The organism is Acinetobacter sp. L-24, from assembly GCF_056857555.1.
In genome coordinates this window covers 1-25,213 of sequence record NZ_JBSXNI010000025.1, presented here as the reverse complement: position 1 = coordinate 25,213, position 25,213 = coordinate 1, and the positions used below count along the sequence as shown (strand labels likewise).

18 protein-coding genes and 3 pseudogenes are annotated in these 25,213 nt (G+C 39.7%); 12 read left to right on the top strand and 9 right to left on the bottom strand.

The window, feature by feature from the left end; translation table 11 throughout:
* The first annotated feature begins 224 nt into the window (after positions 1–224).
* From AC13CK_RS02060 to mdh, 6 genes are all read left to right on the top strand, one after another.
* The gene (locus AC13CK_RS02060; protein ID WP_482830905.1) at positions 225–2,381 is read left to right on the top strand and encodes a TonB-dependent siderophore receptor; all 2,157 of its coding nucleotides are present in this window, start codon (positions 225–227) and stop codon (positions 2,379–2,381) included.
* Positions 2,382–2,452: 71 nt separating this feature from the next.
* Entirely contained in the window at positions 2,453–3,064 is a 612-nt protein-coding gene (locus AC13CK_RS02055; RefSeq protein WP_004647798.1) for a DUF4198 domain-containing protein, read from the top strand.
* Positions 3,065–3,106: 42 nt separating this feature from the next.
* Entirely contained in the window at positions 3,107–3,388 is a 282-nt protein-coding gene (locus AC13CK_RS02050) for a hypothetical protein (protein WP_482830904.1), read from the top strand.
* A gap of 3 nt (positions 3,389–3,391) precedes the next feature.
* The gene (locus tag AC13CK_RS02045; RefSeq protein ID WP_482830903.1) at positions 3,392–4,951 is read left to right on the top strand and encodes a PepSY-associated TM helix domain-containing protein; all 1,560 of its coding nucleotides are present in this window, start codon (positions 3,392–3,394) and stop codon (positions 4,949–4,951) included.
* Positions 4,948–5,220 (top strand): hypothetical protein, encoded by a 273-nt coding sequence (locus AC13CK_RS02040; RefSeq protein WP_004647794.1) that lies wholly within the window; start codon positions 4,948–4,950, stop codon positions 5,218–5,220. The genes AC13CK_RS02045 and AC13CK_RS02040 overlap by 4 nt, the downstream gene beginning before the upstream one ends.
* Before the next feature lie 255 nt (positions 5,221–5,475).
* The gene (gene mdh, locus AC13CK_RS02035; protein WP_071850974.1) at positions 5,476–6,648 is read left to right on the top strand and encodes an iron-dependent methanol dehydrogenase; all 1,173 of its coding nucleotides are present in this window, start codon (positions 5,476–5,478) and stop codon (positions 6,646–6,648) included.
* 519 nt (positions 6,649–7,167) lie between these two features.
* Here mdh and AC13CK_RS02030 read toward each other — a convergent pair.
* Positions 7,168–8,349 (bottom strand): transcriptional regulator, encoded by a 1,182-nt coding sequence (locus AC13CK_RS02030; RefSeq protein WP_310078214.1) that lies wholly within the window; start codon positions 8,347–8,349, stop codon positions 7,168–7,170.
* A gap of 203 nt (positions 8,350–8,552) precedes the next feature.
* On the opposite strand from AC13CK_RS02030, the gene exaC reads away from it, so the two are divergent.
* Complete coding sequence (gene exaC / locus AC13CK_RS02025; protein WP_482830902.1) at positions 8,553–10,064, top strand: acetaldehyde dehydrogenase ExaC; 1,512 nt, start codon at positions 8,553–8,555, stop codon at positions 10,062–10,064.
* A gap of 177 nt (positions 10,065–10,241) precedes the next feature.
* Here exaC and pnuC read toward each other — a convergent pair whose 3' ends face one another.
* The 4 genes from pnuC to AC13CK_RS02005 all read right to left on the bottom strand — a co-directional run bounded on the left by pnuC (position 10,242) and on the right by AC13CK_RS02005 (position 14,697).
* Positions 10,242–10,811 (bottom strand): nicotinamide riboside transporter PnuC, encoded by a 570-nt coding sequence (pnuC, locus tag AC13CK_RS02020; protein WP_034705460.1) that lies wholly within the window; start codon positions 10,809–10,811, stop codon positions 10,242–10,244.
* A 28-nt stretch (positions 10,812–10,839) separates the two neighbouring features.
* Positions 10,840–13,020: a TonB-dependent siderophore receptor gene (locus AC13CK_RS02015; protein ID WP_482830901.1), complete on the bottom strand. Its 2,181-nt coding sequence runs from the start codon at positions 13,018–13,020 to the stop codon at positions 10,840–10,842.
* Between the two features lie 40 nt (positions 13,021–13,060).
* Positions 13,061–14,266: a phosphotransferase enzyme family protein gene (locus AC13CK_RS02010; RefSeq protein ID WP_048881954.1), complete on the bottom strand. Its 1,206-nt coding sequence runs from the start codon at positions 14,264–14,266 to the stop codon at positions 13,061–13,063.
* Positions 14,267–14,565: 299 nt separating this feature from the next.
* Positions 14,566–14,697 (bottom strand): hypothetical protein, encoded by a 132-nt coding sequence (locus AC13CK_RS02005; RefSeq protein ID WP_005100775.1) that lies wholly within the window; start codon positions 14,695–14,697, stop codon positions 14,566–14,568.
* Between the two features lie 337 nt (positions 14,698–15,034).
* Between AC13CK_RS02005 and AC13CK_RS02000 the strand changes: the two are divergent.
* Positions 15,035–16,029 (top strand): annotated as a pseudogene (locus tag AC13CK_RS02000) (IS30 family transposase).
* 1,046 nt (positions 16,030–17,075) lie between these two features.
* Positions 17,076–17,249, top strand: a complete 174-nt coding sequence (locus tag AC13CK_RS01995) for a hypothetical protein (RefSeq protein ID WP_167367476.1) — start codon at positions 17,076–17,078, stop codon at positions 17,247–17,249.
* A 19-nt stretch (positions 17,250–17,268) separates the two neighbouring features.
* On the opposite strand, the pseudogene AC13CK_RS01990 reads toward AC13CK_RS01995, so the two are convergent.
* Positions 17,269–17,766, bottom strand: a pseudogene (locus AC13CK_RS01990) (IS4 family transposase); the annotation flags it as partial.
* Positions 17,767–18,082: 316 nt separating this feature from the next.
* A complete protein-coding gene (locus tag AC13CK_RS01985) occupies positions 18,083–18,772 on the bottom strand; it encodes a GntR family transcriptional regulator (RefSeq protein WP_004647775.1) in 690 nt (229 codons plus the stop codon).
* Between the two features lie 892 nt (positions 18,773–19,664).
* Between AC13CK_RS01985 and AC13CK_RS01980 the strand changes: the two are divergent.
* A pseudogene (locus tag AC13CK_RS01980) lies at positions 19,665–20,379 on the top strand (IS5 family transposase).
* 49 nt (positions 20,380–20,428) lie between these two features.
* Here the strand turns inward: AC13CK_RS01980 and AC13CK_RS01975 are convergent.
* Both AC13CK_RS01975 and AC13CK_RS01970 read right to left on the bottom strand, forming a co-directional pair.
* Positions 20,429–21,340: a ParB/RepB/Spo0J family partition protein gene (locus tag AC13CK_RS01975; protein WP_004647773.1), complete on the bottom strand. Its 912-nt coding sequence runs from the start codon at positions 21,338–21,340 to the stop codon at positions 20,429–20,431.
* Between the two features lie 13 nt (positions 21,341–21,353).
* Positions 21,354–22,127, bottom strand: a complete 774-nt coding sequence (locus AC13CK_RS01970; RefSeq protein WP_004647772.1) for a ParA family protein — start codon at positions 22,125–22,127, stop codon at positions 21,354–21,356.
* 813 nt (positions 22,128–22,940) lie between these two features.
* On the opposite strand from AC13CK_RS01970, the gene AC13CK_RS01965 reads away from it, so the two are divergent.
* Together AC13CK_RS01965 and AC13CK_RS01960 are read left to right on the top strand one after the other, a co-directional pair.
* Positions 22,941–24,113 carry a replication initiation protein gene (locus AC13CK_RS01965; RefSeq protein ID WP_004647771.1) on the top strand — a complete coding sequence of 391 codons (1,173 nt, stop codon included), beginning with the start codon at positions 22,941–22,943 and terminating at the stop codon, positions 24,111–24,113.
* Between the two features lie 367 nt (positions 24,114–24,480).
* Positions 24,481–25,213: IS5-like element ISAba31 family transposase (locus tag AC13CK_RS01960; RefSeq protein ID WP_425880204.1), on the top strand; the 733-nt coding region annotated here is incomplete at its 3' end.

Here is a 25,213-nt window from a genome sequence, read left to right as displayed (position 1 = left end):
TGCAGTATATAAACAAATTGGTTCAGGAGCACAAAAGTAAGGTAATAACATCTTTTTTTAACAGTGATATTTTATTGTTCCCTACTCCTTACATTAAACATTTATTTGTAGATTTACCTATCATTAACTCATTTTTCATTTGGATTTCCTATTATATTGAGATTGCTTTAAGAGATATTAAACAATAATATTACTGATAATTATTATCATTTACATTAACTAAAATGTTTTATACCGTTCCTCCATCATTTAAGCTTTCTCTTCTTAGTCTTGCAATTTTAGTGTCCCAGCAAAGTTTTGCCGATGATACTCAGCAATTACCGACGATTACCGTTACAGCGGAATCAGAACAGAGTGAGCTCAGCTCTGAACAGAGTAAAGCCTATATCATCCAAAACTCGTCAACCGCTTCAAAACTGAATATTCCACTCAAGGAAACGCCGCAAACAGTCAATGTCCTTACCCGCCAGCAACTGGATGACTTTGCCTTGGATAATACCCGGGACGTACTGCGCAATACCCCTGGCATTATCGTCAGCAATCAGGAAACGGAACGGACCTCCTACCTTGCCCGAGGTTTCGAGATTTCAAATGTTTTAGTCGATGGCGTTGGTATTCCACTCGAAGGCTATAATTATAATAATGATAATCCAGACAGTTTTTTGTTTGACCGTATCGAAGTGGTCAAAGGCGCGAATGCCTTAAATAATGGAATTGGCGATCCCGGCGCAACTATTAATATGATTCGCAAACGCCCGACATCCGACCTTCAAACAGCCTTTAATGCCAGTTATGGCTCATGGAATACGCAGCGCTATGAAGTAGATGTATCCTCTCCTCTCACCCAAGATGGAAAAGTCAGAGGTCGTGTATTTGGCTATCAACAAACAGGCGACAGTTATCTGGATCGTTATGAACTGGAAAAAAACGGCATAGGTGCTGTTGTGGAGGCAGATATTACTGACACAACTCTATTGACTGCTGGCTATACCGAAACCAATCATAAGCCGAATGGTGTGAATTGGGGTTCTAATCCGCTGATCAATACCGAAGGTGAGCAGCTCAGTTACTCACAGAATTATAATTACAGTCCGAACTGGGCCCATTGGGATAGCAATATTAAAAGTTACTTTGCCGAGCTTGAACAAAAACTGGGTGGCGACTGGACAGCCAAACTAACTTATGATGAAAAACAGACTCAGCGGGATTCAAAACTCTTGTTCCTATTGGGCAATCCCGGTGCAAATGGCACTTCAGGCATCTTCCTCTACCCAGGCATGTATATTGATGACAATAAAGAACAACAAGCCAGCCTGAGTTTTAGCGGCACCTATCCGCTTTGGGGACAACGCCATGAAGCCTCATTGGGCTATGTCTGGGCCAAAAATCGTCTGGATGAATTGGGTTATGCTGGCAGCTTTGTGAATCCGCTGACCACAGATTTAGCCAGCTTTACACCCGAAGAACCAAGCTGGGACATGTCGAAAACCAGTGGTGAAATGCATATCCGGCAGAAGAACCAGAGCCTTTATGCTGCGACCCGACTGCATCTGAATGATGATCTGAAACTGCTTTTAGGTGCGAACTATGTTCAGGCTGAAAGCAGTGGTAGCAGTTATGGGACCGACACCATTTATGATGAAGATAAAGTTTTACCCTATGCCGGTTTGAGCTATAACTTTAGCCCTGAATATACAGGTTACCTGAGTTATACCTCGATTTTCCGTCCGCAAACCACCAAAGCAGATGATGGCAGCATTAACAAGCCGATCGAAGGTGAAAGCTATGAAGTCGGAGTCAAAGGTTCTTGGCTAGATGACAAGCTTACCGCCACCATGGCCGTGTTTAGAACGGAGCAAAGTAATTATCCGCTTCGTGATTCTGATGGTATTCCGACTTTACGCAAGACTCAGGTTAGTGACTTGCGTTCCCAAGGCTACGAGTTCGGCTTGGCGGGACAACTGAGCGACCATTTAAACTTAAGCTTTGGTTATACCCAGTTTAGCCTGAAAGATCTGATCAATGGCGGTGATGCGCGTACCTTCAATCCAACCCAGTCTTTTAATCTTTTAACTACCTATCAGGTGCCGCAACTTCCAAAACTGAAACTGGGCCTTGGTGTGCAGTGGCAAGATCAGACCTATCTAGATGTGCCTGAAGCAACCGCCAATGGAGTGATTACCCAGAAAGCTGGAATCATTGAGCAGGATGCTTATGCGCTCGTGAACTTAATGGCCAGCTATGAGCTGAATGAGCATATGACCTTGCAAGCCAATGGTAATAACCTGACCAATGAAAAATATCTGTTCAATTTCCCCAATCAGCAAGGTTTTTATGGTGCACCAGCGAATTACAGCGTTGCCGTGAAATTTAAATACTGATTTTCAAGCTTAGCCTTAATGACATGTTCAGGGCTAAATCATCACTACATACACAAAAATAGGTAAAACAAATGAAAAAAATGATCGCTTTGACCCTTGGACTGTCTATGACACTTTCAGCTCAGGCGCATATGCTTTGGCTAGAACGTGGCACAAATCAGCAGACTCATGCGTTCTTTGGTGAATATAGTGAACAGCTCAAAGAAACGCAGCAAGGTGCCCTCAAGTCTTTCAATCAGGCAAAGGCCGTTCAGGCCAAAAAAACATTTAGTCCTCAAATGCAACAGGATCATTTGCTCTATGCAACCCAAGGCCAGACCGATGTCCAGCTCACTCATGAATTGATCTATGGAGAATCATTGCTGAGCTATCATGCCAAATCCGGCAGACAAAACTTGAAAGCAGAGTCCGAACTGGATATTGTCCCGACCCAGATCAACAGCAATACATTTACGGTACTGTATCAGGGTAAAGCTGCTGCGGATGTTGAAGTCACTGTCTTTTCCCCGCAATTCTGGCTAAAAAAATACACCACCAACGGCCAAGGCCAGATTACGATCGCCACGCCATGGAAAGGTCAATATGTCATTGAAGTTGGCAAAGAAGCAGACAAGGCCGGAAAATTGAATCAGCAGGCCTATAAAAAACAGTATCTGGTCACGACTTTAAGTTTTGTTTATTAAGTTTTTAGATTTTCATCAGTATAGATTTATTCAAGGCCAAATATGATGTCTGTTGTAGTGCAGCCACTCGCCATTTTCTATCGCTTAGGCATGAGCTTTGGGATGGGCTACTTGTGCAGTTATTTGATCGCACTCGATCTGGCTTACTTTCTACAGGCTTTTCTGCCCAAAGCAGAATCCGTCTATTTGGCCGCCGTTATTGCCCTGATTTTTTATGTCTGTTTTGTGATTGGCATCTTCTCTATCCAGAGTTTAAAAAAGCTTTCGGTCTATAGCCTGCTTCCTTTCCTTAGCTTATTTACCATCTCCCGCTTCATAGGTTAAACCATGCATAAATCTGTCCGTCAATCCATGGCATGGCTACATTCATGGTTAGGTTTAAGTTTTGGCTGGCTGCTCTTCGCGATCTTTTTAACAGGCGCGGTCACCTATTACCGGCATGAAATCAGTATATGGATGCAGCCTGAATTTGCCTCAATACAAGTCAATCAGGAAACTGCCTTAAAATCTGCTTACAGCTATTTACAGCAGCATGCACCGGACGCCCAAAACTGGTATATCGGAGTCGCCAATCAAGATTCACCTGTGAATAAAGTCTACTGGCAAAAAGCGGATGGTGGCTATGAAGTCAAAACCCTGGATGCTTCGACAGGAAAAGAATTAAACCTCTCGGCCACCCAAGGGGGAGATTTTTTCTATAATTTTCATTTTCAGCTCTATGGTATGCCCTACACCATTGGTCGGCTGATTGTGACGATTGCTGCCTTTATCATGTTATTGACTCTGATTTCAGGAATCATTACCCATAAAAAAATCCTGACAGACTTTTTTACCTTAAGAGCATTTAAGGGGCAGCGCTCCTATCTGGATTTTCATAATGTTAGTTCAGTGATTGCCCTGCCGTTCTTTTTGACCATGACATTTACCGGGCTGGCGATTTTCTTTTATATCGTACTGCCTTCCGGCATGAAAAAACTCTATCCAGACAATCCCTTTCAGTATTTTGAAGAAATTCGCACAGTCAATGTATTGGCCAACTCTGTGGTTCCGGTGAAAACCGAGATGCTGCCAATTCAACATTTTATTAGCACGGCGCAGCAACACTGGGGACATGCGGAATTTGACAATATCACGGTCAAGCAGCCCAATACCCAGCTGGCACACATAACCTTAACACAGCTCAAAGATCATTCCATTACCCGAAATCAGGCACAGCTCATTTTAAATGCTGCTACCGGAAAATTGCTTGAAAATACACGCAATGAAAGTGCAATTGCCACACTCAATGCCGGCATGTATGGTTTGCATATGGCACGTTTTGCTGAACCTGCTTTACGTTTAGGATTGTTTTTCTCTGGCATATTGGGCTGCGCCATGATTGCCTCCGGTCTGCTGCTGTGGAGTCTGAAACGCCAGATTCAGAAAAAATCAGCGCGGTTTCATCTCGGACATTATTTGGTGAACCGCTTGAATATCACCATGATACTTGGCTTGCCGATTGCCATGCTGGCTTATCTCTATGCGAATCGTTTTATCAGCATCCCTGTAGGTGCACCAAATTATGAGATTTATAGTTTTTTCAGTATTTGGCTCGGCAGTTTCATTCTGGCATGTTTAACACCGCAGCAATATTTATGGAAAATTCAGCTTAAAATCCTGATTGGTACTGCTTTTATGCTGCCGCTGATCAATATTTATTATCTCATTTTCCATGATTATATTGATTCTTTTACAACTTACTGGCCATTTCTGCGAATCGATCTGATGCTGTGGAACTTGGCACTTCTCGCCCTATTGTTACACCAGAAAATTACCCCTATTCAGCAAAAGGCGGTCAATAAAATTCACGCCAAACTAAAATCTGCGCAGCAGGAGTCTTCCACATGATATGGATTGCAGTGATCGGTCTGCTTTGGCTGAGCTGTTTTGGTTTTTATGCGGTAAGTGCAAAGCAGATCCTAAAAACCCGAAAATCTCGTTACGCTTTTTTAGCTAATTTTCCTACGCACACTAAATTCACTGCGGGTATTTTCTTATTCGTCGCGATGTTTTTATTACGTACCCAGTTTAGCTCCAGTATTAGCTTTGTGGCTTTATGGGTATTTCTAAGCCCTGTACTGTTTATCTTTATCTTAAAAATGAATAAAGCATTTTAGTATTTATTTAAAATCAGAAAGTAGTAAACAGCCTAGTGCGCTACTTACATGCCCTCTATTGAACCAATCTACCCAGTATCTGCTAAACCTTGCCAACCTACTTTTAAATATTTCAGATTCATTATTTTGGCTAGAATCAGAAATTTAAATTGGTAGGTATTTGGTAGGTAGGATTCTTTTTCACTTCATCCAATACTTATATTACGGTGAGGGTCACCGATAAAATAATCAATTAATGGTAGAAGGAATCACGCCATGGCTTTTAAAAATATTTCAGATCAAACTAACGGTTTTTATATTCCCTGTGTTTCACTTTTTGGTCCGGGCTGTGCTAAAGAAATCGGGATAAAAGCACAAAATTTAGGTGCCAAGAAAGCGCTGATTGTAACTGATGCGGGGCTGTTTAAATTTGGTGTTGCAGATGATATTGCAAATTATTTGAAAGAGGCGGGTGTTGACAGTTATATTTTCCCAGGCGCGGAACCCAATCCAACTGATATTAACGTGCATCATGGAGTTACAGCTTATAATGAAAATGCCTGTGATTTTATTGTATCGTTAGGTGGGGGTTCATCACATGACTGTGCCAAAGGCATTGGTCTAGTCACTGCAGGTGGCGGACATATCCGTGATTATGAAGGGATTGATAAAAGTACCGTCCCGATGACACCACTGATTGCAATCAATACCACGGCAGGGACAGCTTCGGAGATGACACGTTTCTGTATCATTACCAATACCGATACCCATGTGAAAATGGCGATTGTAGATTGGCGTTGTACACCACTCATTGCGATTGATGACCCTAAACTTATGTTGGCCAAACCTGCAGGGCTGACTGCGGCAACAGGTATGGATGCCTTGACGCATGCAGTAGAAGCTTATGTGTCTACGGCAGCAAATCCAATCACTGATGCCTGTGCAGAAAAGGCGATTACCATGATCAGCGAATGGCTTAGCCTGGCAGTGGCGAATGGGGATAATCTGGAAGCACGGGATGCCATGAGCTATGCCCAATATCTTGCCGGAATGGCCTTTAACAACGCCTCTTTAGGATATGTGCATGCGATGGCACATCAGCTCGGAGGCTTCTACAACTTGCCGCATGGTGTTTGTAATGCAATTCTGCTCCCCCATGTTTGTGAATTTAACCTGATTGCTTGTCCTGAACGTTATGCCAAAATTGCCCAATTGATGGGGGTGAATACAGAAGGTTTAACCGTAACTGGAGCAGCTTATGAAGCGATTGGCGCCATTCGTCAGCTTTCGGCTTCAATTGGTATTCCATCTGGGCTGACGGAATTGAATGTAAAAGAAGCTGACTTGGCCATCATGGCGGAAAATGCACAAAAAGATGCCTGCATGTTGACCAATCCACGTAAAGCCAACCATGCCCAAGTGGTAGATATTTTTAAAGCGGCGATGTAGTACCTCAATGTAAGTATTCTCTCCAAGTATCTGACTTACATTTTTAACAGCCCCTGTTTCACTTCCTGAGGAAGTGTGCCAAGAGCAGACATGCATTTTCCTGTTCCTGGCTGATCCTTTTGCCTTCATAAGAGGATAAAAACGGGGGGGGTGTTTCTTTTTTATCAAGCCCCTTTCATTATGAATATCGTCATTAATCCCATGGTAGAAAAATGCCAAGATTTTTTTTAGCCCGTTCCAGCCACAAATAAAATTTTATAGCGTATTATCTTACGATTATATTTGATCCCTGAGGAATAAACTGCGCGTCCTTCAAATGACATGAAGGTGAGCGTAGCTGATGTTAATGAAGAGCATCCCATCAAGCAGCTAGGCAAACTGGGTAGCCACTGATAAAAATTTTAGGATCAGGTTCAGTCTAAATTAATAAGTAAACCCACAGTAAGCAAGGATAATACTTAATATTCCAGAATTTTCCTATTTTAACTGTTTAGCTTTGTACCGACAGTTACATCAGCTTTAAAGATTTTTATATTTTAACAGAGTCTGATGAACGGGATGGTTTTTGGGCATCAGTTCAATCAGGCGTTCTACAGCATCAATCGCTTCAGGAAAATGTGCCACATGTTTCAGCAGGACATCGGTTTCATTAGCCTTGAAAATGGCATCGCTCAGGCGTGATTCCAGACAATCTCTCCAGGCGCATAGAAATGGACTTTCTGTTTTGGCCAGAAATACGCCGGTACATAATTTCAAGGCTGAATCGATATACCCAGCATCTAAAGATTGCTCTGTCATTAAAAAATCAGCCTCTACATGCGCCAATAAACGATAGGGTCTGGAACCCAGCATACCACCTAATAAATCGCGTAATTGTGACATTTCTGCTTTTAAAGTCCCCATACTGACCTTGCGTTCGCCATATAAGGCCTGATGCAAGGTATCTAGACTCAGGCCCTGCGGACATAAGGCCAGAATGGCTAGAATTTCAATCTGTCGAGGGGTCAGAACCAGCACCTTGCCATTAAACAGCACTTGAGGTACTGAAAAAGCCCGAATAAACAGGCGCTGCTTCTGGCATTCTAGTAGAGCCGACTGGATGATCGTAGCACAGCGCTCCGCAGCTAGTAGTGCTAAACTGTTATGCTTTGGCCAGGTAGTTGACAGATCAATGACACCTAAGACCTGTTTTGAATAGGGATCAATAATCGGAGCAGCGTAACAAACCCAATCATGAATGGAGGACATGTAATGTTCACTGGAAAAGACACAGCTGGATTGTTGAGTTTTTAAGGATAATGCCAATGCATTGGTTCCGACTAGCTCTTCGCGCCATTGTCCACCTTCAATAAAATGTACACTTTCTGCGGCACTTTGCATTTGCGGGCTGGACGCTGTCCAGATGATGGTGCTGCCTATATCACCGACTGCCAACACCATCGATGACTGCTCTGCAATATGTTTCAAGTCTTGTGCACAATGGCGTAGAGCATAGGCTAAAGTTAAAGAAGAAGTGGTCTTTTTTATATCTGTCAGCGGTGCTGCTAAACGATTCTTAGGGATTTCAGCCGAGGATGAGCGCTGCCAAGAGCTGGCAATACTCTGTCCCAGCTGTTCTGCATGCAGGGGAGATAAACTGCTACTTTGCCGAAGCTGATCGATATTGTGCCTTTTTTGCGCCAAATTTTGTTTTGTCATCATTCCTTATTCTCACAACAATTCATGATTTACATCCATTGTAATCTTTATTCTTTTAAGACAGATCGAAAAGAGTGTAAACCTGCTTCACTCCAACCTTTCTCCAACCTTATACCAGTTATGTTAATCAAATAGCGTACATAAGTACCTTATACCAAAGCTGTAGAAGCAGTTTGGTCACACGAAAATAAGCAAAGGAAATACATATGCGTTACGTCGATCCTAATCAACCTGATTCAAAAGTTCATTTTAAAGCACAATACGATAATTTCATTGGTGGCGAATGGGTCACTCCGGTCAAAGGTGAATACTTTGACAACATCTCTCCGGTAGATGGCAAAGTCTTTACCAAGGTTCCGCGTTCTTCTGTAGAAGACATTGAATTAGCCCTGGATGCAGCGCACAAAGCCAAAGAACAATGGAACCGGTCATCGCCGACCACCCGCTCCAATATTCTGTTGAAAATTGCCGACCGTCTGGAACAAAATCTGGAAATGTTGGCTGTAGCAGAAACCTGGGACAATGGAAAACCGATCCGTGAAACGCTGGCTGCCGATATTCCACTGGCCATTGACCATTTCCGTTATTTTGCCGGCTGTATCCGGGCTCAGGAAGGTGGCATTTCCGAAATTGATGAAGATACTATCGCCTACCATTTTCATGAACCGCTTGGTGTAGTCGGACAAATCATTCCCTGGAACTTCCCGATTCTGATGGCCGCCTGGAAACTCGCGCCAGCCTTGGCTGCAGGCAACTGTATTGTGCTGAAACCTGCAGAACAGACCCCGGTCAGTATTCTGGTGCTCGCTGAACTGATTCAGGACATTTTGCCGCCGGGCGTATTAAATATCGTCAATGGCTATGGGGTCGAAGTCGGCCGTCCACTGGCGACCAATCCACGCATTGCCAAGATTGCCTTTACCGGTTCAACCGCCGTGGGTCAGATGATCATGCAATATGCGACTGAAAATATTATTCCGGTGACGCTGGAACTTGGCGGTAAATCACCAAACTTGTTCTTTGCCGACATTATGGATCAGGAAGACGATTATCTGGACAAAGCTCTGGAAGGCTTTGCCATGTTTGCCCTGAACCAGGGTGAAATCTGTACCTGCCCTTCCCGGGCCTTGGTACAGGAAAGTATTGCCGATGAGTTTTTAGCGCGTGCAGTAGAACGGGTACAACGCATTAAAACCGGTCATCCGTTAGATACCGACACCATGATTGGTGCGCAAGCCTCACAGGAACAGCAGGACAAGATTCTGGGTTGTATTGCCACTGGACGTGAAGAAGGCGCACAGATCCTGACCGGTGGTGAAGCACGTCAGGAAGTGGGTCAAGGTTTCTATATTGAACCAACCATCTTTAAAGGCACTAATGACATGAAGACCTTCCAGGAAGAAATCTTCGGGCCTGTACTGGCTGTGACCACCTTCAAAGACTTCGATGATGCGATCAAGATCGCCAATGATACGATTTATGGACTTGGTGCCGGTGTCTGGTCACGCTCAGCGCATACATCTTACCGTGCAGGCCGTGCTATTCAGGCAGGTCGGGTCTGGACTAACTGTTATCACATCTACCCTGCCCATGCGGCTTTCGGTGGTTATAAAAAATCAGGGATTGGGCGTGAGAATCATAGAATGATGCTGGATCATTATCAGCAGACTAAAAACTTGCTAGTCAGCTATTCGACCAAACCAGCCGGGTTCTTTTAAGAAGTGAAATACATTCAAAGCGAACTTCGGTTCGCTTTGAATGTATGGTAGCTAGCTTTCACAAAATATCAGCAACATCTTCAAGCTGCGGCCAATTCAAATAAAGTTTTTAGTCTATAAATACTTTTTTTAAAGGAAAGAGCATCACCTCAAATTTCTATTTGCAATAGTGTCATTTCAAGATAATTTCACTCTATAAAGATTTCGCCACATTCTCCAGCCATTGAGTGCCAGAAGAATAAAGAGAAAATAGAGTACGGCTGTTAAATACAATGATTTATGGGTGTACATACCGACATAAATCACATCTAGAACACACCATAATCCCCAGCTTTCAATATATTTTTTGGCCGCCCAATAACTTGCCACCAAGCTAAAAGAGGCCAACATGGAATCCAACCAAGGGAGTGATGCTGTGGTGAAATGAGCAAATAAGGCGCCAATCACCAGACCGGCGACAATACCCACAATCAGGCTATATACCCAGATTTTTTTATTCAAATAGCCAATCTGCACGGTGATAGCCTGGTCATGATTTTTCTTTGACCAGCTATACCAGCCATACAGTTGCATCAAGATAAATACGGCTTGTAATGCTGCGTCTGCAAATAAATTGACGCGATAAAAAATAATCATATATAAAAATACAGCGACAATATTCACCAACCAGCAGACTTTATATTGTTTGGAGGTCAACCAGACACCTAAAACGTTTAAAATGAACGCTGCAATTTCTATATTTTCCATAGCAATATAACCTGATTAAGCAGCCAATTTAGAAGTTCAGATTGAATGAAAAGGTTGCTGTACGTGGCGAACCCAAGAATAAATAATCGTCACCCAAAAATTCACCTGCATCACGCCAGTATTTCTTGTTAAACAGATTATTAATATTCAAGCGCAGCAATGCATCGGTCGTATTTAGCTTAAATTGATAAGCAGCGCCTAAATCAACCACACTATAACCTGCAACTTTCGCAGCACCCTCTTTGTTGGCATATTTGCTGGAACGGTATTGACCACCTGCCAGAACAGTGAAACCTGCAATGCTCGGTACGTTATAGCGAAGATGTGTTGCGAAACGAGCTTTTGGCACGTTTTGCGCCTGATGATTACCATATTCAACCGCTTCCACATTTTCTAAACGGGCTTTGGTCAAGGCTAAAGATGAAGTTAAGGCCAGATGGTCGGTTAATGCACCATTCAGTCCTAATTCCAGGCCCTGACTATGCTGTTCGCCTTCCGCAATAAAATAGCGAAGTCCTGAAATCGGCTTGCTATATTGATTGTCCTGACGTAAATCAAAAACGGCTGCAGTCAACAGGAAATCATGGATCTGTTGTTTGAAACCAATTTCATATTGCTCTGAATAGATCGGTGCTAGAGTTTCAGCCGCATTCTCTGCAAACCAAGGCGCTGTTTTTCCATCTGACAGGCCTTTAGCATACGAGGCATAGACGGTAGTCGATTCCAAGGGGCTATAGCTGATCGCAAATTGCGGTAAAAATTTGCCTAAATCAGTATCGCGGACTTTTACCCGATCTGCATCATATGCTTGTTCATCCAGCTCGATCCATTTTCCGCCAATCAAAGTGGTCCAATGTTCATTCCATTCAATACGATCAATAAACGTCAATGCAGTTTGTTTACTGTCTAAAGCTTTAAAATAAGGACCTAGATTTCCTTCTTCTGGGATCCTGTCGTAGGTATCTTGGTAAATATTACCAACATAGTCTTCTGAATTTATGTACTGGTTTATACCGTTGTAACGATTTCTAGATTTATCGGTGTAAGTCAAATCAAAGTTAAGGTGATGTTGTACCCAATTGGTATCAATCACCCCATCCAATTTGACTTTAAATTGATTGGTTTTAAAGGTTTCATCTGGATTCTGATAATCGTAAATATCATACTCGCCAGCTTTACCAAACGTGTTACAGGAATACGCTTCCAGACAGCCTTCCCGATAATAACCATAAGCAAAGCTTGAATAGTCATCAACTCTGGATTTACTGTGTGCTGCAACGAGTCCCAGGTTCCAGTCACTATTCAAAGCATAGCTATATTTTAAACTGCTATTCAGACTATCGATCGTGACCGGTTTGCCCCAAGTCTGGTAACCCAGCAATCGATCCCATTTCACATTTTCTGGGACTTTGCCATCGAGTAATTGATAGCCTGGCACTGATCTTTGTTCGGAACGCTGTGCTTCAAGATCAAATTCCAATTTAGATTGCTCAGATGTTTTCCAATCTAAGGCCAATGCCGCTAAATAGCGTTCACCATCCACATGATCGACATAAGACTCAATCTGTTCATTCACCAGATTGATGCGATATCCGAATTGTTGCTCATCACCCCAAAAACCACCTAGATCAGTTGCCACTGAAAACTGTCCATGTTGATCAGCAGAGAATGTCAGGGCCTGGATATCTTTAGGTCGCTTGGTGACATAATTGACCACACCACCCGGGGTCGACATACCACTTTGAATCGCGGAAATGCCTTTTAAAATTTCCACACGTTCTTTGTTTTCAAGTGCAACATTTTGTTCACCACGAATCACATTGCCATTAATGAGGTAGCTTGATGCCAAATCGAGTGCAAAGCCACGCGAGACAAAGTTTGGATAATAGCCAATTGCAGCATAGCCCTCACCGATGGCTGCATCATTTTTTACAACATCGCTCAGCACACGGGCATGTTGTTCAGCGATGAGATCGGCAGTCAAGATAGAAACTGATGCAGGTATTTTTTGCAAATTCTCCGTACCAAAACCTTCAATATTCACTTTGGTACTCGTGTAAGGGATACTTTGATCGGCTGTTATAACAATCGTGTCAAGCTGTTGCACAGCGTCTTCAGCATAAGTCAGCGGGATTAAACACAGCTGCGACAGAATGATCATATTTAAAGATCGGGTTAATACATTCTGTTTGAGTTGACGAGTGTTCATACGAAACCTTATGTCTTTGAAATGGGTGATGATGCTGGGTTTAGAGAGAGCATTGAGAAGCTTGCAATTCATGTTGAATGAGCCGAGTTAAAGTCTGGGTAAATTGTTGACCTTGTTCGCCAAAGAACCAGTCCACATGACCGATAATCCAGTCGTAATAAGCCGCATCTGCATGGTTTAGGTTGTGGGTAATACCCACAAAATACTCAAGCTCTGAAAAAGCGAAATCCAGATGCACGATTTTCAGTAGTTCTGGCAAAATACTAAAATCTTCTTGTGGATGTACTTCAGAAAAATAAGCATGTAGAAAGGCGGTTAAACCAGCTTCATCAATCTGAATATGTGGGCTCTGCTCTAATTCCAACCAATCAATAAAATTACGTTCAATCGTCACAGCCAGATCATAAAGTGCAGAGTTTCGGTCAGATAAACCAAAATCAATTACGGCAGTAATTTCAGCTTTGGCATCCGGCGCTGACCAAAACAGATTAGAAGCGTGTAAATCGTTATGGGTCCAAATTTTGCTTGCCTGTTGCAATACAGGCTGAATACGCTGGTGAACCTGTAAGATTCGATCTAAAAAGTAAGGATCTAAATTTTTGTCGGCAAAATAACGGCTTAATTCTGGACTGTTTACAATGCGCCGTTGAATGGCTGTAACGATATTTTCACTGTCTAAAAGCTGCTGATTGGACAATAAATAAGATGCTGATCGGCCTTGCTGCTCAGGAAAATCCTGCATGGCCATATGTAACCTTGCCAGTAATTGCCCCGCTTTCGCAGCATGTTCAGCATAGAAAAAAGGTTTCCAGGATTGCTGATCTGCATACAGATCTAAGCCGACTGCTTTTGCATAGACTTCATAGGTCCAGTCACCTAGCTCTAAAGCAGTCAAACCTTGATTTGAGCTAATCAATGCTGCAACAGGAACTTCTTTGCTAGCTAAATGCTGAAGAACAGCATGCTCCTGTAAAATATCGCGGGCACGACGAAAGGAACAATGGCTGCGCTTAATCAAATACTGATGCGCGACTGCTTCATCCCTGATCACAAAATCCTGCTCCACCTTGACCAGAGCCGCAGATGAAAATGGCCGGGGACTATACCACAAAATCTCAAAATGACCTTGTAAACAGGAATATTGCTGCTGCAGGCTTTGTAATTCTGGATCAGAAATATGTGCCCAGTCTTTATTTTCCCAGGCATTGCCCATACCATGACCTAAATCATTGGTAATTATGGTCATCATCACTATTCCTGAGCTAGATCATTATCTAATAATGGAAAATCATCGTTTAGGCGAACATGCAAACAGTATTTTTAAATACATTTAATATTGAAGACACGCCCTAAAATTAAGTGGTACATACCAGTATTAAATTGAAGGCAAGTTTAGCCTTATAAATATAAAAATAGAATAGATCTCTCGCATAAATCAAAAAATGATCTTCTTTTTGGTTAATATTCGAACTCCAGATTTCTTAGCATTCGCGCCTAATCTGCGGATGAAATACATCAATTCAAACAAGCTTTCTGATCCTCAGTTCAAGCGATAACATAGTTTTGAAATGCACCGTAATTCATTTTCATGACTTCACTAAGTAGCTCTTTAAATCCATGTTCCTCAGCAGCAAATTCTACCAGTGATTCATTGTTCAGATCAGTAACACATGCCATGGTTGTACACTTGAATGATTTTGGTCTTTAATGAAGTTCTTTAACGGCTCAGTATGGATTGCCCAGGTATCGAAGTCTTTTATCTGTATCTGACGAACTTCAATGTCATTGATTTTGATGCTTCGATTCGTTTCTAAAAAAAATCATTCATAATGATGTCTCAAATTAGATTTTAATGACAAAAAAATACCCTGATGGTTATCCCATCAGAGCTAAATATAAAATTATTTATTTCTTAATTTGAAATACTTTGATCAATCAGTTTCTCAATAATATTAGAGGCAAGGCAGAGTAAAACTTGAAGTGCGACATAAACCACCTAATTAATTTAAAGGGTATGGAGTATATAAAATTGTCATACCATCATCTTAACTTTGAAGATCGTACTGCATTAATGCTTGAGTCAAGAAAAGAAGGCTTTTCACCAAGAAAATTTGCCGAACTCATTAAAAGACATCCAAGTACGATCTATGGTGAGCTTAAAAGAAATAGTATCAATGACGTTTATCAAGCTCGATATGCTTCTGATAACACCTTCGCTAGACGTAGACGTAGTCACAGAAAGCTCAAAATCGATTCAATCCTCTGGAGATTTATTGTTGAAGCGATCCGTTGTTTATGGTCTCCTCAGCAAATATCGAAGCGTTTAAAGACAATTCCTGATTTGGATCAAACAATGAATGTAAGCCATACAACGATTTATTCAACGATACGAGCATTACCAAAGGGTGAGTTGAAAAAAGACTTATTATCCTGTCTGCATCATGAAAATAAAAAGCGAAAAGCTAACGGTGAACCTAAAAAAGATTCTATATTACAGGATATTAAAACTATTCATGAGCGCCCAGCCGAAGTTCAAGAAAGATACCGGGTCATTGGGAAGCCGATTTAATTAAAGGTAAAGACAATAAAAGTTCGATAGCAACACTTATTGAACGAAATACACAGCTCTGTATCTTGGCAACATTATCTGATGCAAAGGCAGAATCAGTGCGCAAGGCTTTAGCTCTGAAATATTTACCTGAGAACTGCGTGAAACGTTGACCTATGACCGTGGACGTGAGATGGTAAAATTTAGGCATAGATGTATATTTCTGTGACCCACATTCACCATGGCAAAAAGGCACATGCGAAAATATGAATGGTTTAATTAGGCAATATTTACCTAAAGGGATTGATTTAAATCAGGCAGATCAGCATTATTTAAATCAAGTTGCCATGTCACTGAATACTCGTCCTAGAAAAGCGTTAGATTGGCTTACACTATTAGAGAAATTTTCTCAGCTTATTGATTATCATAAGGCTTTTGAAACTATCGCACCTCATGTTTGAATTCGCCCGCCTAAGGTGCTTTGATTCAGTTCTATTGAAGCTTTAAGATAATTTTCAAGCTTAATCTATACAGGTATATTTTGTTGAATTACGTTTTTTTATTAAGATATTTAAGGGAAAATTCTCGCGGAAAAAATGTTTTTTATCACTGAACCATATACAAGTAACTAAATTATCCTGCAATTTTTCAACCATCATTGGATGACTACCGTAAACTAGGTAAACAATATCACCAATATAGATATTATTCATCTTTAGTCAGCCCAGGGTAAGATCAAAATTTTGAAACTTCTGACAAATAAATTAATGCCATCAATTGAGGACTTTTTTTAAACTGAGAAAGCGTTTATAAAGTCCAATTAAGTCCTTGTCTCATTTCATAAATAATGAGTATTAATGCAATTACCATTAGTAAAATCACAATGGCTTCGACCTTGGTGAGCATCTTAAATTCTCCACCTTTTATCTTTTATATAATAAACAAAGTGAACAATAAATAACAATAAGGTTACAAAAAAATTACTAGATGTTACAAAAACAGGGCTGGTAAAGAAAAATATCTCAGAGGAGGTGTTAATTCTTTTCAAACTTAACCTTATGTACTGGGCGATGTCCTGTATAAGACTCATGACATACTGCGATTAATCAACACCACCTTCTTCTTCTAAACTTAATAAGAAAGTATGGACACCCTGCATGTCATTTAACTCAATATTATTGCCGATCCATTTCATCGTAGTTGGTTTCATATTGTTTATGTCTTCTTGGATTTTATTGTAGGGGGATTACCGCAGTTGACCATTGCTATGCTCTTTTTATAATTTGCCATTAAATTATCTTCCCTATAAAAGATTTTCAAGAAAATCGGTCTGTATTTGGCCAGTCAATGCTACAAAAAAACTCATCCGATAAGGATTCTTACATAAACCCGAGGTTCTATAACTTGGATCCTGAATATCTTACATATGCAGACATAGCTCATACATCGGAATTTAAACTTACCCTCTACACTGAAATTAAGTTTTAGAAACGCAGAGGAAATTCAGATGGAAAAGTATTCAAAGATTCTAATCCTGAGCTTATTTGGATTTACTGGAACAGTAGCTATTGCAGATGAATCCATCCCAATAGAAGCAACTGCCGCCGCCGAAGCGCAACAGGCTGCTTTAGATTATGGAAATGAGAAAGACAAAAAATCTGAATCATCTGAAAGCCCTTAATTAAAGGAATGCCGGTCAGTTAAGAAATTGACTGGCATTTTCTTGGGTATTTCTGTGGTGTCCCTTTCATAACTCGTGGGCAACTCCTCACTCCCTCTCAGGCAAAACATATCTCTTAGATTTTTCCAGTAAACTTTCTAAATGTTTAGGTAAATTACCTGCGGAGTCTAAAGAGTCGAATCTTAATATATTCAGAATGCCAATAGATGCAATATGAAAGCTGGTTCTCAAAGGACTGACTTTTGCACGTTGAGCCATATGTTTCATTGTCTTCTTAGAATATTATAGGCAATACCCCCCATAATTCTTGATAAATTAAATCAGGTTGCTTGCTCCTCAAATGCTTGCCCTCCTGTAAATCACTTTTGATTTCTCGGTAACACATTTTTATTTCCCAGCGCTGAGCATAAAGCTTCGCCAAGCCTATCAGTGGATATGTCTTTGGGTCCATTAATAAAGTGATATAACGTCTAATTTTCCCTGCCTGCTTAACCTCAATCAAACGCGCTTCCCAATACCCTGTTGCCATTAGAGGCCAAAAGCCGCTGTAAACTGGATCCTGAACTAAAAATCTATAATCAGGAAATCAATAAAGAAGAATAGAAATTAAGTATGGATTGGCAGTCTAAAAACTTTCAAAATGCTTTCAGAACGTTATCGCAATAGAGCTAAAAGCCCCCCTTTTGAGATTCAATCTAGTTGCTGGAATTTATAATTTGCAACTGAGTAAGAATGATTTATGAAGGCGGTCTAATGCTAATCTAAGAAAATAAAAAAAATCCTAAAACCATTTAACTTCTTAGGATTTGAATGGGCAGGATATAAATATAAGCTTATGCTTGAATATCTAAGGTCATTTCAATTTTGTCCTGTGACCAGATTTCGATGTCATATTCAATCACTAGATCATCTGATTTTGAAATACGTTCAATATAAGTGGCGGTTTGACTTAAAGGAATACCCAAGTGCTGGCTCTCAAAATGAGACACACCGGTATTTTTAATTTTTAACTGACTACTCGTGTAATTATAATGAAAGTGATTTTTAATGACATCTTGGACCGAAGTAATCACATCATAATTCAGCACATTTGGAAACAGCGCAACAGGTAAATAATTATATTCTAGAAGTACAGGTACATCATCAGCATAACGTAAACGAATAATTTCAATAAAGCCCAATTTACGATTTTCTTCACTAAAAAGATTACTGTGATCCAATCGCTCCAACTGTCTGGTCGAGATTAGTTCAGTTCTGACATTAAAACCCTGTGCCTTCATATAAGAACGAAAATTTTCAATTGAGTTTGGAGAATATTGAATTTTTTTATTACTCACGAACCAGCCGAGATTTTGCCGTTTGAAAATTTTATCTTCGGCACGAAGCTGTTCATAGGCCTTACGCACTGTTTCCCTTGAACAGTCAAACTTTAATGCCAAGTACCGTTCGGATGGAATCATTTGATTAGAACTATAATTTTTCAATTCAGCCTCAATCAAATCTCTGATTTCCATATACTTCATTCAGTGAATCCAGTGAGTGCTCATAAATGATAAAGATAGTACTAAATTAAAGAACAGAGGAAAACTAAAAACAAGGTACGATCAGTAAAAAGATGCATTCCCTTGTTTTAATGAGAATGTTTAGCAGCATGATTAATACGTGATTCTGAGAGAACATCGTTGTCCATTCATAATGTTATCATTTATGCAAAAAGAATAGACTAAATTTGTCTAGGAGAGTGGTGACAGTCTAATCTAATTAAAAGGCATCTACAAAATCGGCGGCTATTCGTAATAGCCGACTGAGAAAATCACGTACCTTGATTCTAGACATTATTGCCCACCTCTAATAGCACATTTCCTGACACAGTCCCTATCTATATATACATTTGAATGCCTTTGACTATTAAAGATTATCTTTAATAAAATGAGCTTTATAGGGCAATATACTAAGATCTCCAGACTGTTGAATTCGGCAAGCGCACTGAGTGCGGTTCCGTAACGTGACACTGGGTAACGTCTTGGGCTGCTGTATGTAGACAAAAAATGAAAGCTGTGGTTTAAAGCTGGCGTCCTTCAAAATTTATCTCATTTTATAACTGATGTCTGGATTTTCAGGTAATTATACCGCACCAAAAAAAACATCTATTCACTAACGATCACTTAGGCTATTTATTATAAAAAAACAACCATACATCATTGATATATGTCCATTTATTTCTATTTTTTCTATAGACATAAATTAATTAATTTTTTAGGCCCCCATACACTATCTAAGCTGAGTCAATTAAAACCTGGTATAAGTCAATGTCACATTGACTTATAGAAATAATATTTAAAAACCTTTTTTTATTTTGAATTAGTGTGTCATCAATTAGCTTGAGAAAATCCTACCGGTCCTCATAATTTCTTCATGAATAAACGCTATGCATTAATAGATGATCAGTGGGAACAGGTTAAAGATCTGTTACCTGGACGAATGGGTACTGTTGGAGTAACGGCCAAAGATAACCGACTATTTGTTGAAGCGCTATCGTTCAGGTATCCCGTGGCGAGACTTACCCGAACGCTTCGGTGATTTTAGAGTAGTGCATACTCGTTTTAGTCTTTGGGCTAAAACAGGTGTGTGGCAGAGAGTCTTTGAAGTGCTGTCACATGACCGTGACAATGAATATGTGATGTTAGACTGCACCCCATTGTACGTGCTTACCAACACAGCGCTAGGGGGAAATCAGGCGAATAAGCGCAGTAAAGGGGGCTTAAGCACCAAAATTCATGCCCGAACTGATGCTTTAGGCAACCCGACAGGATTTTATCTCACGGATGGGCAGGTTCATGACTTAAACGGTTCAGATGTGTTGCTGGACTTATCGTTGAGCCAGACCTGGCTTATGGATAAAGCCTACAACTCCAGGGATCGGGTCATTGATCTAATTTTAGAGGCGAAGGGTCAAGTTGTGATGCCAGCGAAAAGTAATTCTATTGATCAGCGTGATTATGATTGACATATCTACAAGGCAAGACATCTGATCGAGAAATTTTTTGCCAAGCTCAAACAATATCGTGCTATTGCCACACGCTATGATAAATTGGCTCAAAACTTCTTATCAGCGATCTTTCTGGCTTAATTGATAATACGCCCTAGTTTGAGATTGTCAAAAGAAGTGTAGCAACTTGCTACACTTTTTCACTTTTCTGAATAAGCTGTTTTAAAAAATCTTCTAGTTGTAAGAGACTAGCTTCGTCAATTTCCGAGATATTCAGAGAAACCTTAAGCTGTTTTTGATTGAGTTTGATATTCCCCGCAATCTTACCTGCATATTCAATTTTTCTAACCACAGATGTTGTGGTCAGTTTTCCTGGATCCTGACTCAATATTTTTTCAGCATAGGCAGTAACTTTACTTTGCTCTAGTTTTTTGTCTTTTACTTTTTCCCAAGCCCCTAGCAAAGCCTTTTCGGCCTCAGAAAGTTGCTCTATATGATCTGACAGAAATTTTTTGAATGCAGTTGCAGCAGTACGACCTAGTAGGCCTGGTTCCACATCAAGGTCATTTAAAATTACTTGAGGCAGTTTTTCGTACGCTAAATACTTGTACATATCTTCGCGATTTAAACCCAGTGAATTGGCTAAACGTTGCTTGTTTTTCTTTAACTTCTCATCAAGTGAGTTCAGGCCAATAAAAATTTCATAATCTGTCAGGTCCTGACGCTTTAAATTCTCTGCTAAGGTTAACAAAGATGCTTCTACATTATTCGCATCAATGATAATAGCTTCAATCACAGACTTGCCGAGTAAATGGTGCGCCCGTAAGCGCCGCTCGCCTGCAATGAGTTCATATTTCAGATTATCAAGTTTACGCACTGTAATGGGCTGCAAAAGACCGACTTCGTCAATGGAATCCGCCAGTTCTTTTAATTGTGACTCTTCAAATAATTTACGCGGCTGGTTTGGACTACGGCTGATATCCTCAATAGGAACATTACGTCTAAACTCTTTCAGCTCTCTAATATTGTCTTTCTGTGCTTGCTGATGTTTTTCTGTATTCTGTTTCAGTTTCTGAGCTAAAAGCTCTTTGGTGCTTGCCATAATACTCTCAGGTTTAAACTTTAGCTACAATTTCATTGGCAAGGCTTTCAAAAGCCTTACGTACTTTTGAATTTTTTTCTACGTTCAAAAGTGATTGTTGCAGAATCGCTGCTTGATTAACTTTAGTACTTTGAGGAATGGTAGTCTCTAAAAGTTTTCCTACCTGTTTCAAGGCTTCATTCCGAATCAGCTTACAGACATTCTGACGTTCATCATGCTTAATTAGTAAAGCGCCTAAAAGCTCTAAATCTGGATTAATACGTTTGATCTTTTCAAGATGATTTAAAAGATCTGTTACCCCATACAATCCATATTGTGATCCGGATTCGATAGGGATAATGACATGTGTTGAAGATGCCAGGGCATTGCTGGTTAATAATTTAAGACTAGGTGGACAGTCGATCAATATAAAATCATAAAGATCTTTTAACAGTTCTAACTTGATATTTAACTCTTCAGAAGGACGGGGAGCTTCTTCTTTTAGTTGGTCTTCAGTTTTTCCTAAATTCAAGGAACCATAAATTAATGATACTTTTTCAAAGTTCGTTTCTTCTTGTAATGCATCTGCCAACAACGAAATATCGCCCACTAGTAATTCTGCTGTAGTCACAACAATTTCGCTTGGATGTTGGATCCCAATGTGTAAACTTGCGTTTGCTTGAGGATCTAAATCAATGACTAAAACCTTGTTGCCCAGATTGGCAAGTTCTGAGGCTAGGTGCACAACAGTCGTTGTTTTGCCACATCCGCCTTTATGGTTAGCAACAGTAATAATTTTTGCAGACATGCGTGTCAGATGCTTCCGTATTTGAATGTTTAGTAATATAAATAACTTTCACTCATCTTACTATAGTTTTAAAATTTATAAATCCTATTTGTTCAGATGTAAAACAGCTTAAAAATAAATCTTTAACTAAGCTAGCTTAATTAATAATTAGAATAATTAGTTATTTAGCTAATTAATAATTAAGAGTGCATTTTTATTATATAAAACAAATGCTTAGAGTTTTAAAAGTGGAAGGTTTGTCACCATAAAGTGGAAGGTCTGTCACTCTAAAGTGGAAGGTTTGTCACTCTAAAGTGGAAGGTCTGTCACTAGGGTGGAAGGTTTGTCACTGCTATTTTTTAAACCGCTATTTTTATTTAAAAATAATTTAAAAAACAATTATTTAATATGTTAATAAAGTCTCGTAACTAAGCCTTAAAGGTGGAAGGGTTGTCACTGTATGTTCTTAACCTGTGGATAATCTGTTTTTATTGGATATTTCCTGATGATTATATGTGCAGTTATACCTTTCGAATCTAACTGAAAGGTGGAAGCCTTGTCACATCAGGGTTTCTATTTAACTTAACCTATCTGAATGTGGGTGAAAAAAGTAAAAATAGTCATTCTAAACTGTAATTTCGGGGGCTAAAGGTGGAAGGTCTGTCACTGTAGGGTGGAAATACTGTATTTAATTCCACTTTAAAGGCAAAAAATCGGATAATAACGCTTTTTTTTGATGACGGACCTTCCACTTTTAGAATCTTGTGGTGAAAGTCTTGAAAGTTTTTCCACTTTTGTATATAAAAACTAAGTCAAATTATAAATATCACGGTTATGACAGAATCTGAACCATTGCAAGAAGAAACGAATTATATTCCCTACTGTATAGGCAACATTCGCCATAATGGCGTTGTCAGTACCAGTAACCGCTTAATTCGCCCAATCGAGTTGTCATCCAATGAATATAAGGCACTTCTATATGCAATGGCGGTTGCGAATTATAGTGAGAAAAATAGGGTAGATGGTGAAATTACCGAACAAACTTATATTTATTTGTATAAGGATGATTTGGCAGATTTACTAGGATTAAATAAACGTAACTCAATTAATGTTGCAATAGATCGGATCTATAAAGAGCTTTCATCCCGGGTAGCTCATTTTATTATTGAGGAGCCTGCTGATAATGGTAAGAGAAAGACTAAAAAAGTACATTCTGTCGTTCCCATTATCCGTGAGTTAAGATGGGAAGATGACTCTAAAAATGCGATTCAGATTCGTTTTACTAGTGAGGTGTTGCCGTATTTCACTCAACTGGCTGGGGGTAATTTTACTACCTATCAGCTAAAACATCTTTTTGCCCTAGATTCTGTTGCCAGTATGAGTCTTTATACTTATTTCATTAAAAACGAATTTAAGTACGCCAATCAAAAGAGTTATGAAGTGCCATTACTTTTAGAAAACTTGAAAGCACTGATTGATATTAATGAAACCAAATATGATCGCTGGGTAGATTTTAGACGCTATGTATTAGACAAAATAGTGGCAGAAATTAACGAAAATACAGATCTACAATTAGAGTATGAAACCGTTAAGAAAGGCCGTCCAATTGTAGGTGTGAATTTTAAACTGCATCATCGGATTGCTGATAAGGCACTGGATGAAATTGCAGTGATTGAAAAAATCTATCTTGATGTTCCATTTGAAGACAATGCATCCGTAAAAGAATTAGGGGCTAAATTCGATACGAATGTACGTTCTTGGTATATTTTTAATAATGATGAAAATTATCAGCAGTTCAAGAAGTGGTTTAAAAAAGTAGGATGCCTCACTGACTCTCAAGCAAATATTGTCATTAATGACACTTTATTCCAAATGGATTTTGCTGAAATTGGTATGGGGCTGAATGACTTTAAACGAAATATGAAGCATAAACTTAAAAATAATCCAGAATTCGTTCAAAGTATTCGTGAAAGACTGAATGATATTTTTGGTAAAGAGCTGATCTAGCGAAAAGTGTAGCAACTTGCTACACTTTTTTAAATATATGTTTGTAAAGAATACAAGTGGTAAGGACCCTAGGATAAAAACGACTCTGTTGGATAAAGGCTTTAGAGATAGATCTTCCCTAAGTTATCCAAATTCAAGTGACAACTTGGGTATGAGGTCTGCCTAATTCCTTAAATCTATTCAAAACGTAAGTGTTCGCTGAACACACCTTATGAATTCATCCTATAAGCCTTAATTTAGTCCCCACTTAAAAACAAGTGGGGACTAAATTTATGACTACAAATAACTAGGGTGTGTTGACACTTTTAGTTTAAAAAAATAGCGAAGTAGTAAAATCAAATCGCCAAACCCAATTTTACTATTCGCTATGCCTCGTACCATGCTGACAGATCAACACTGGCAAAAGTTGAAAGTTATTCTGCGTAATTTATCCATTCACCACAACTCAAATTTACGCAATTTTATTGAAGCTATTCTCTATAGAATTAGAACAGGCTGTCCGTGGCGAGATATTCCTTCTTGTTTTGGTCATTCAAACTCTATTTTCAAACGTTTTAATCGTTGGTCAAGCAGCGGTAAGTTACTTAGATTATTCAAATTACTAGCCTCATGCCCCGATATGGAGTGGATTTTTATTGATGGCTCTCATGTACGTGCTCATCAACATTCTGCCGGTATAGCGAATCAATCTATTTCTAAAAGTGTAGGAGGAAACTCCTCAAAAATACATTTGATTGTTGATGCACATGGCAATCCTATTGATTTCATGATTACCGATGGAACCACACATGATGTTAAAGTTGCACCTGATTTAATATCAACATTAGATTTAAAAGAGACAAAAGTGGTATGTGCAGATAAAGGCTATGATTCAGAACCACTGCGTGAACAGATCAGGAAAACAGGGACTAAAGCGAATATACCAAAGAAAACAAATAGCCAATCGAACAATGACCATATGGACTGGTGTTTATATAAAATCAGGCATTTAGTTGAAAATATGTTTTGTAGATTAAAGCAATTTAGAGGAATAGCTACTCGATATGACAAGCTCAAAAGAAATTATCAAAGTTCTGTTGCTTTAGCCTGTATATTTTTAT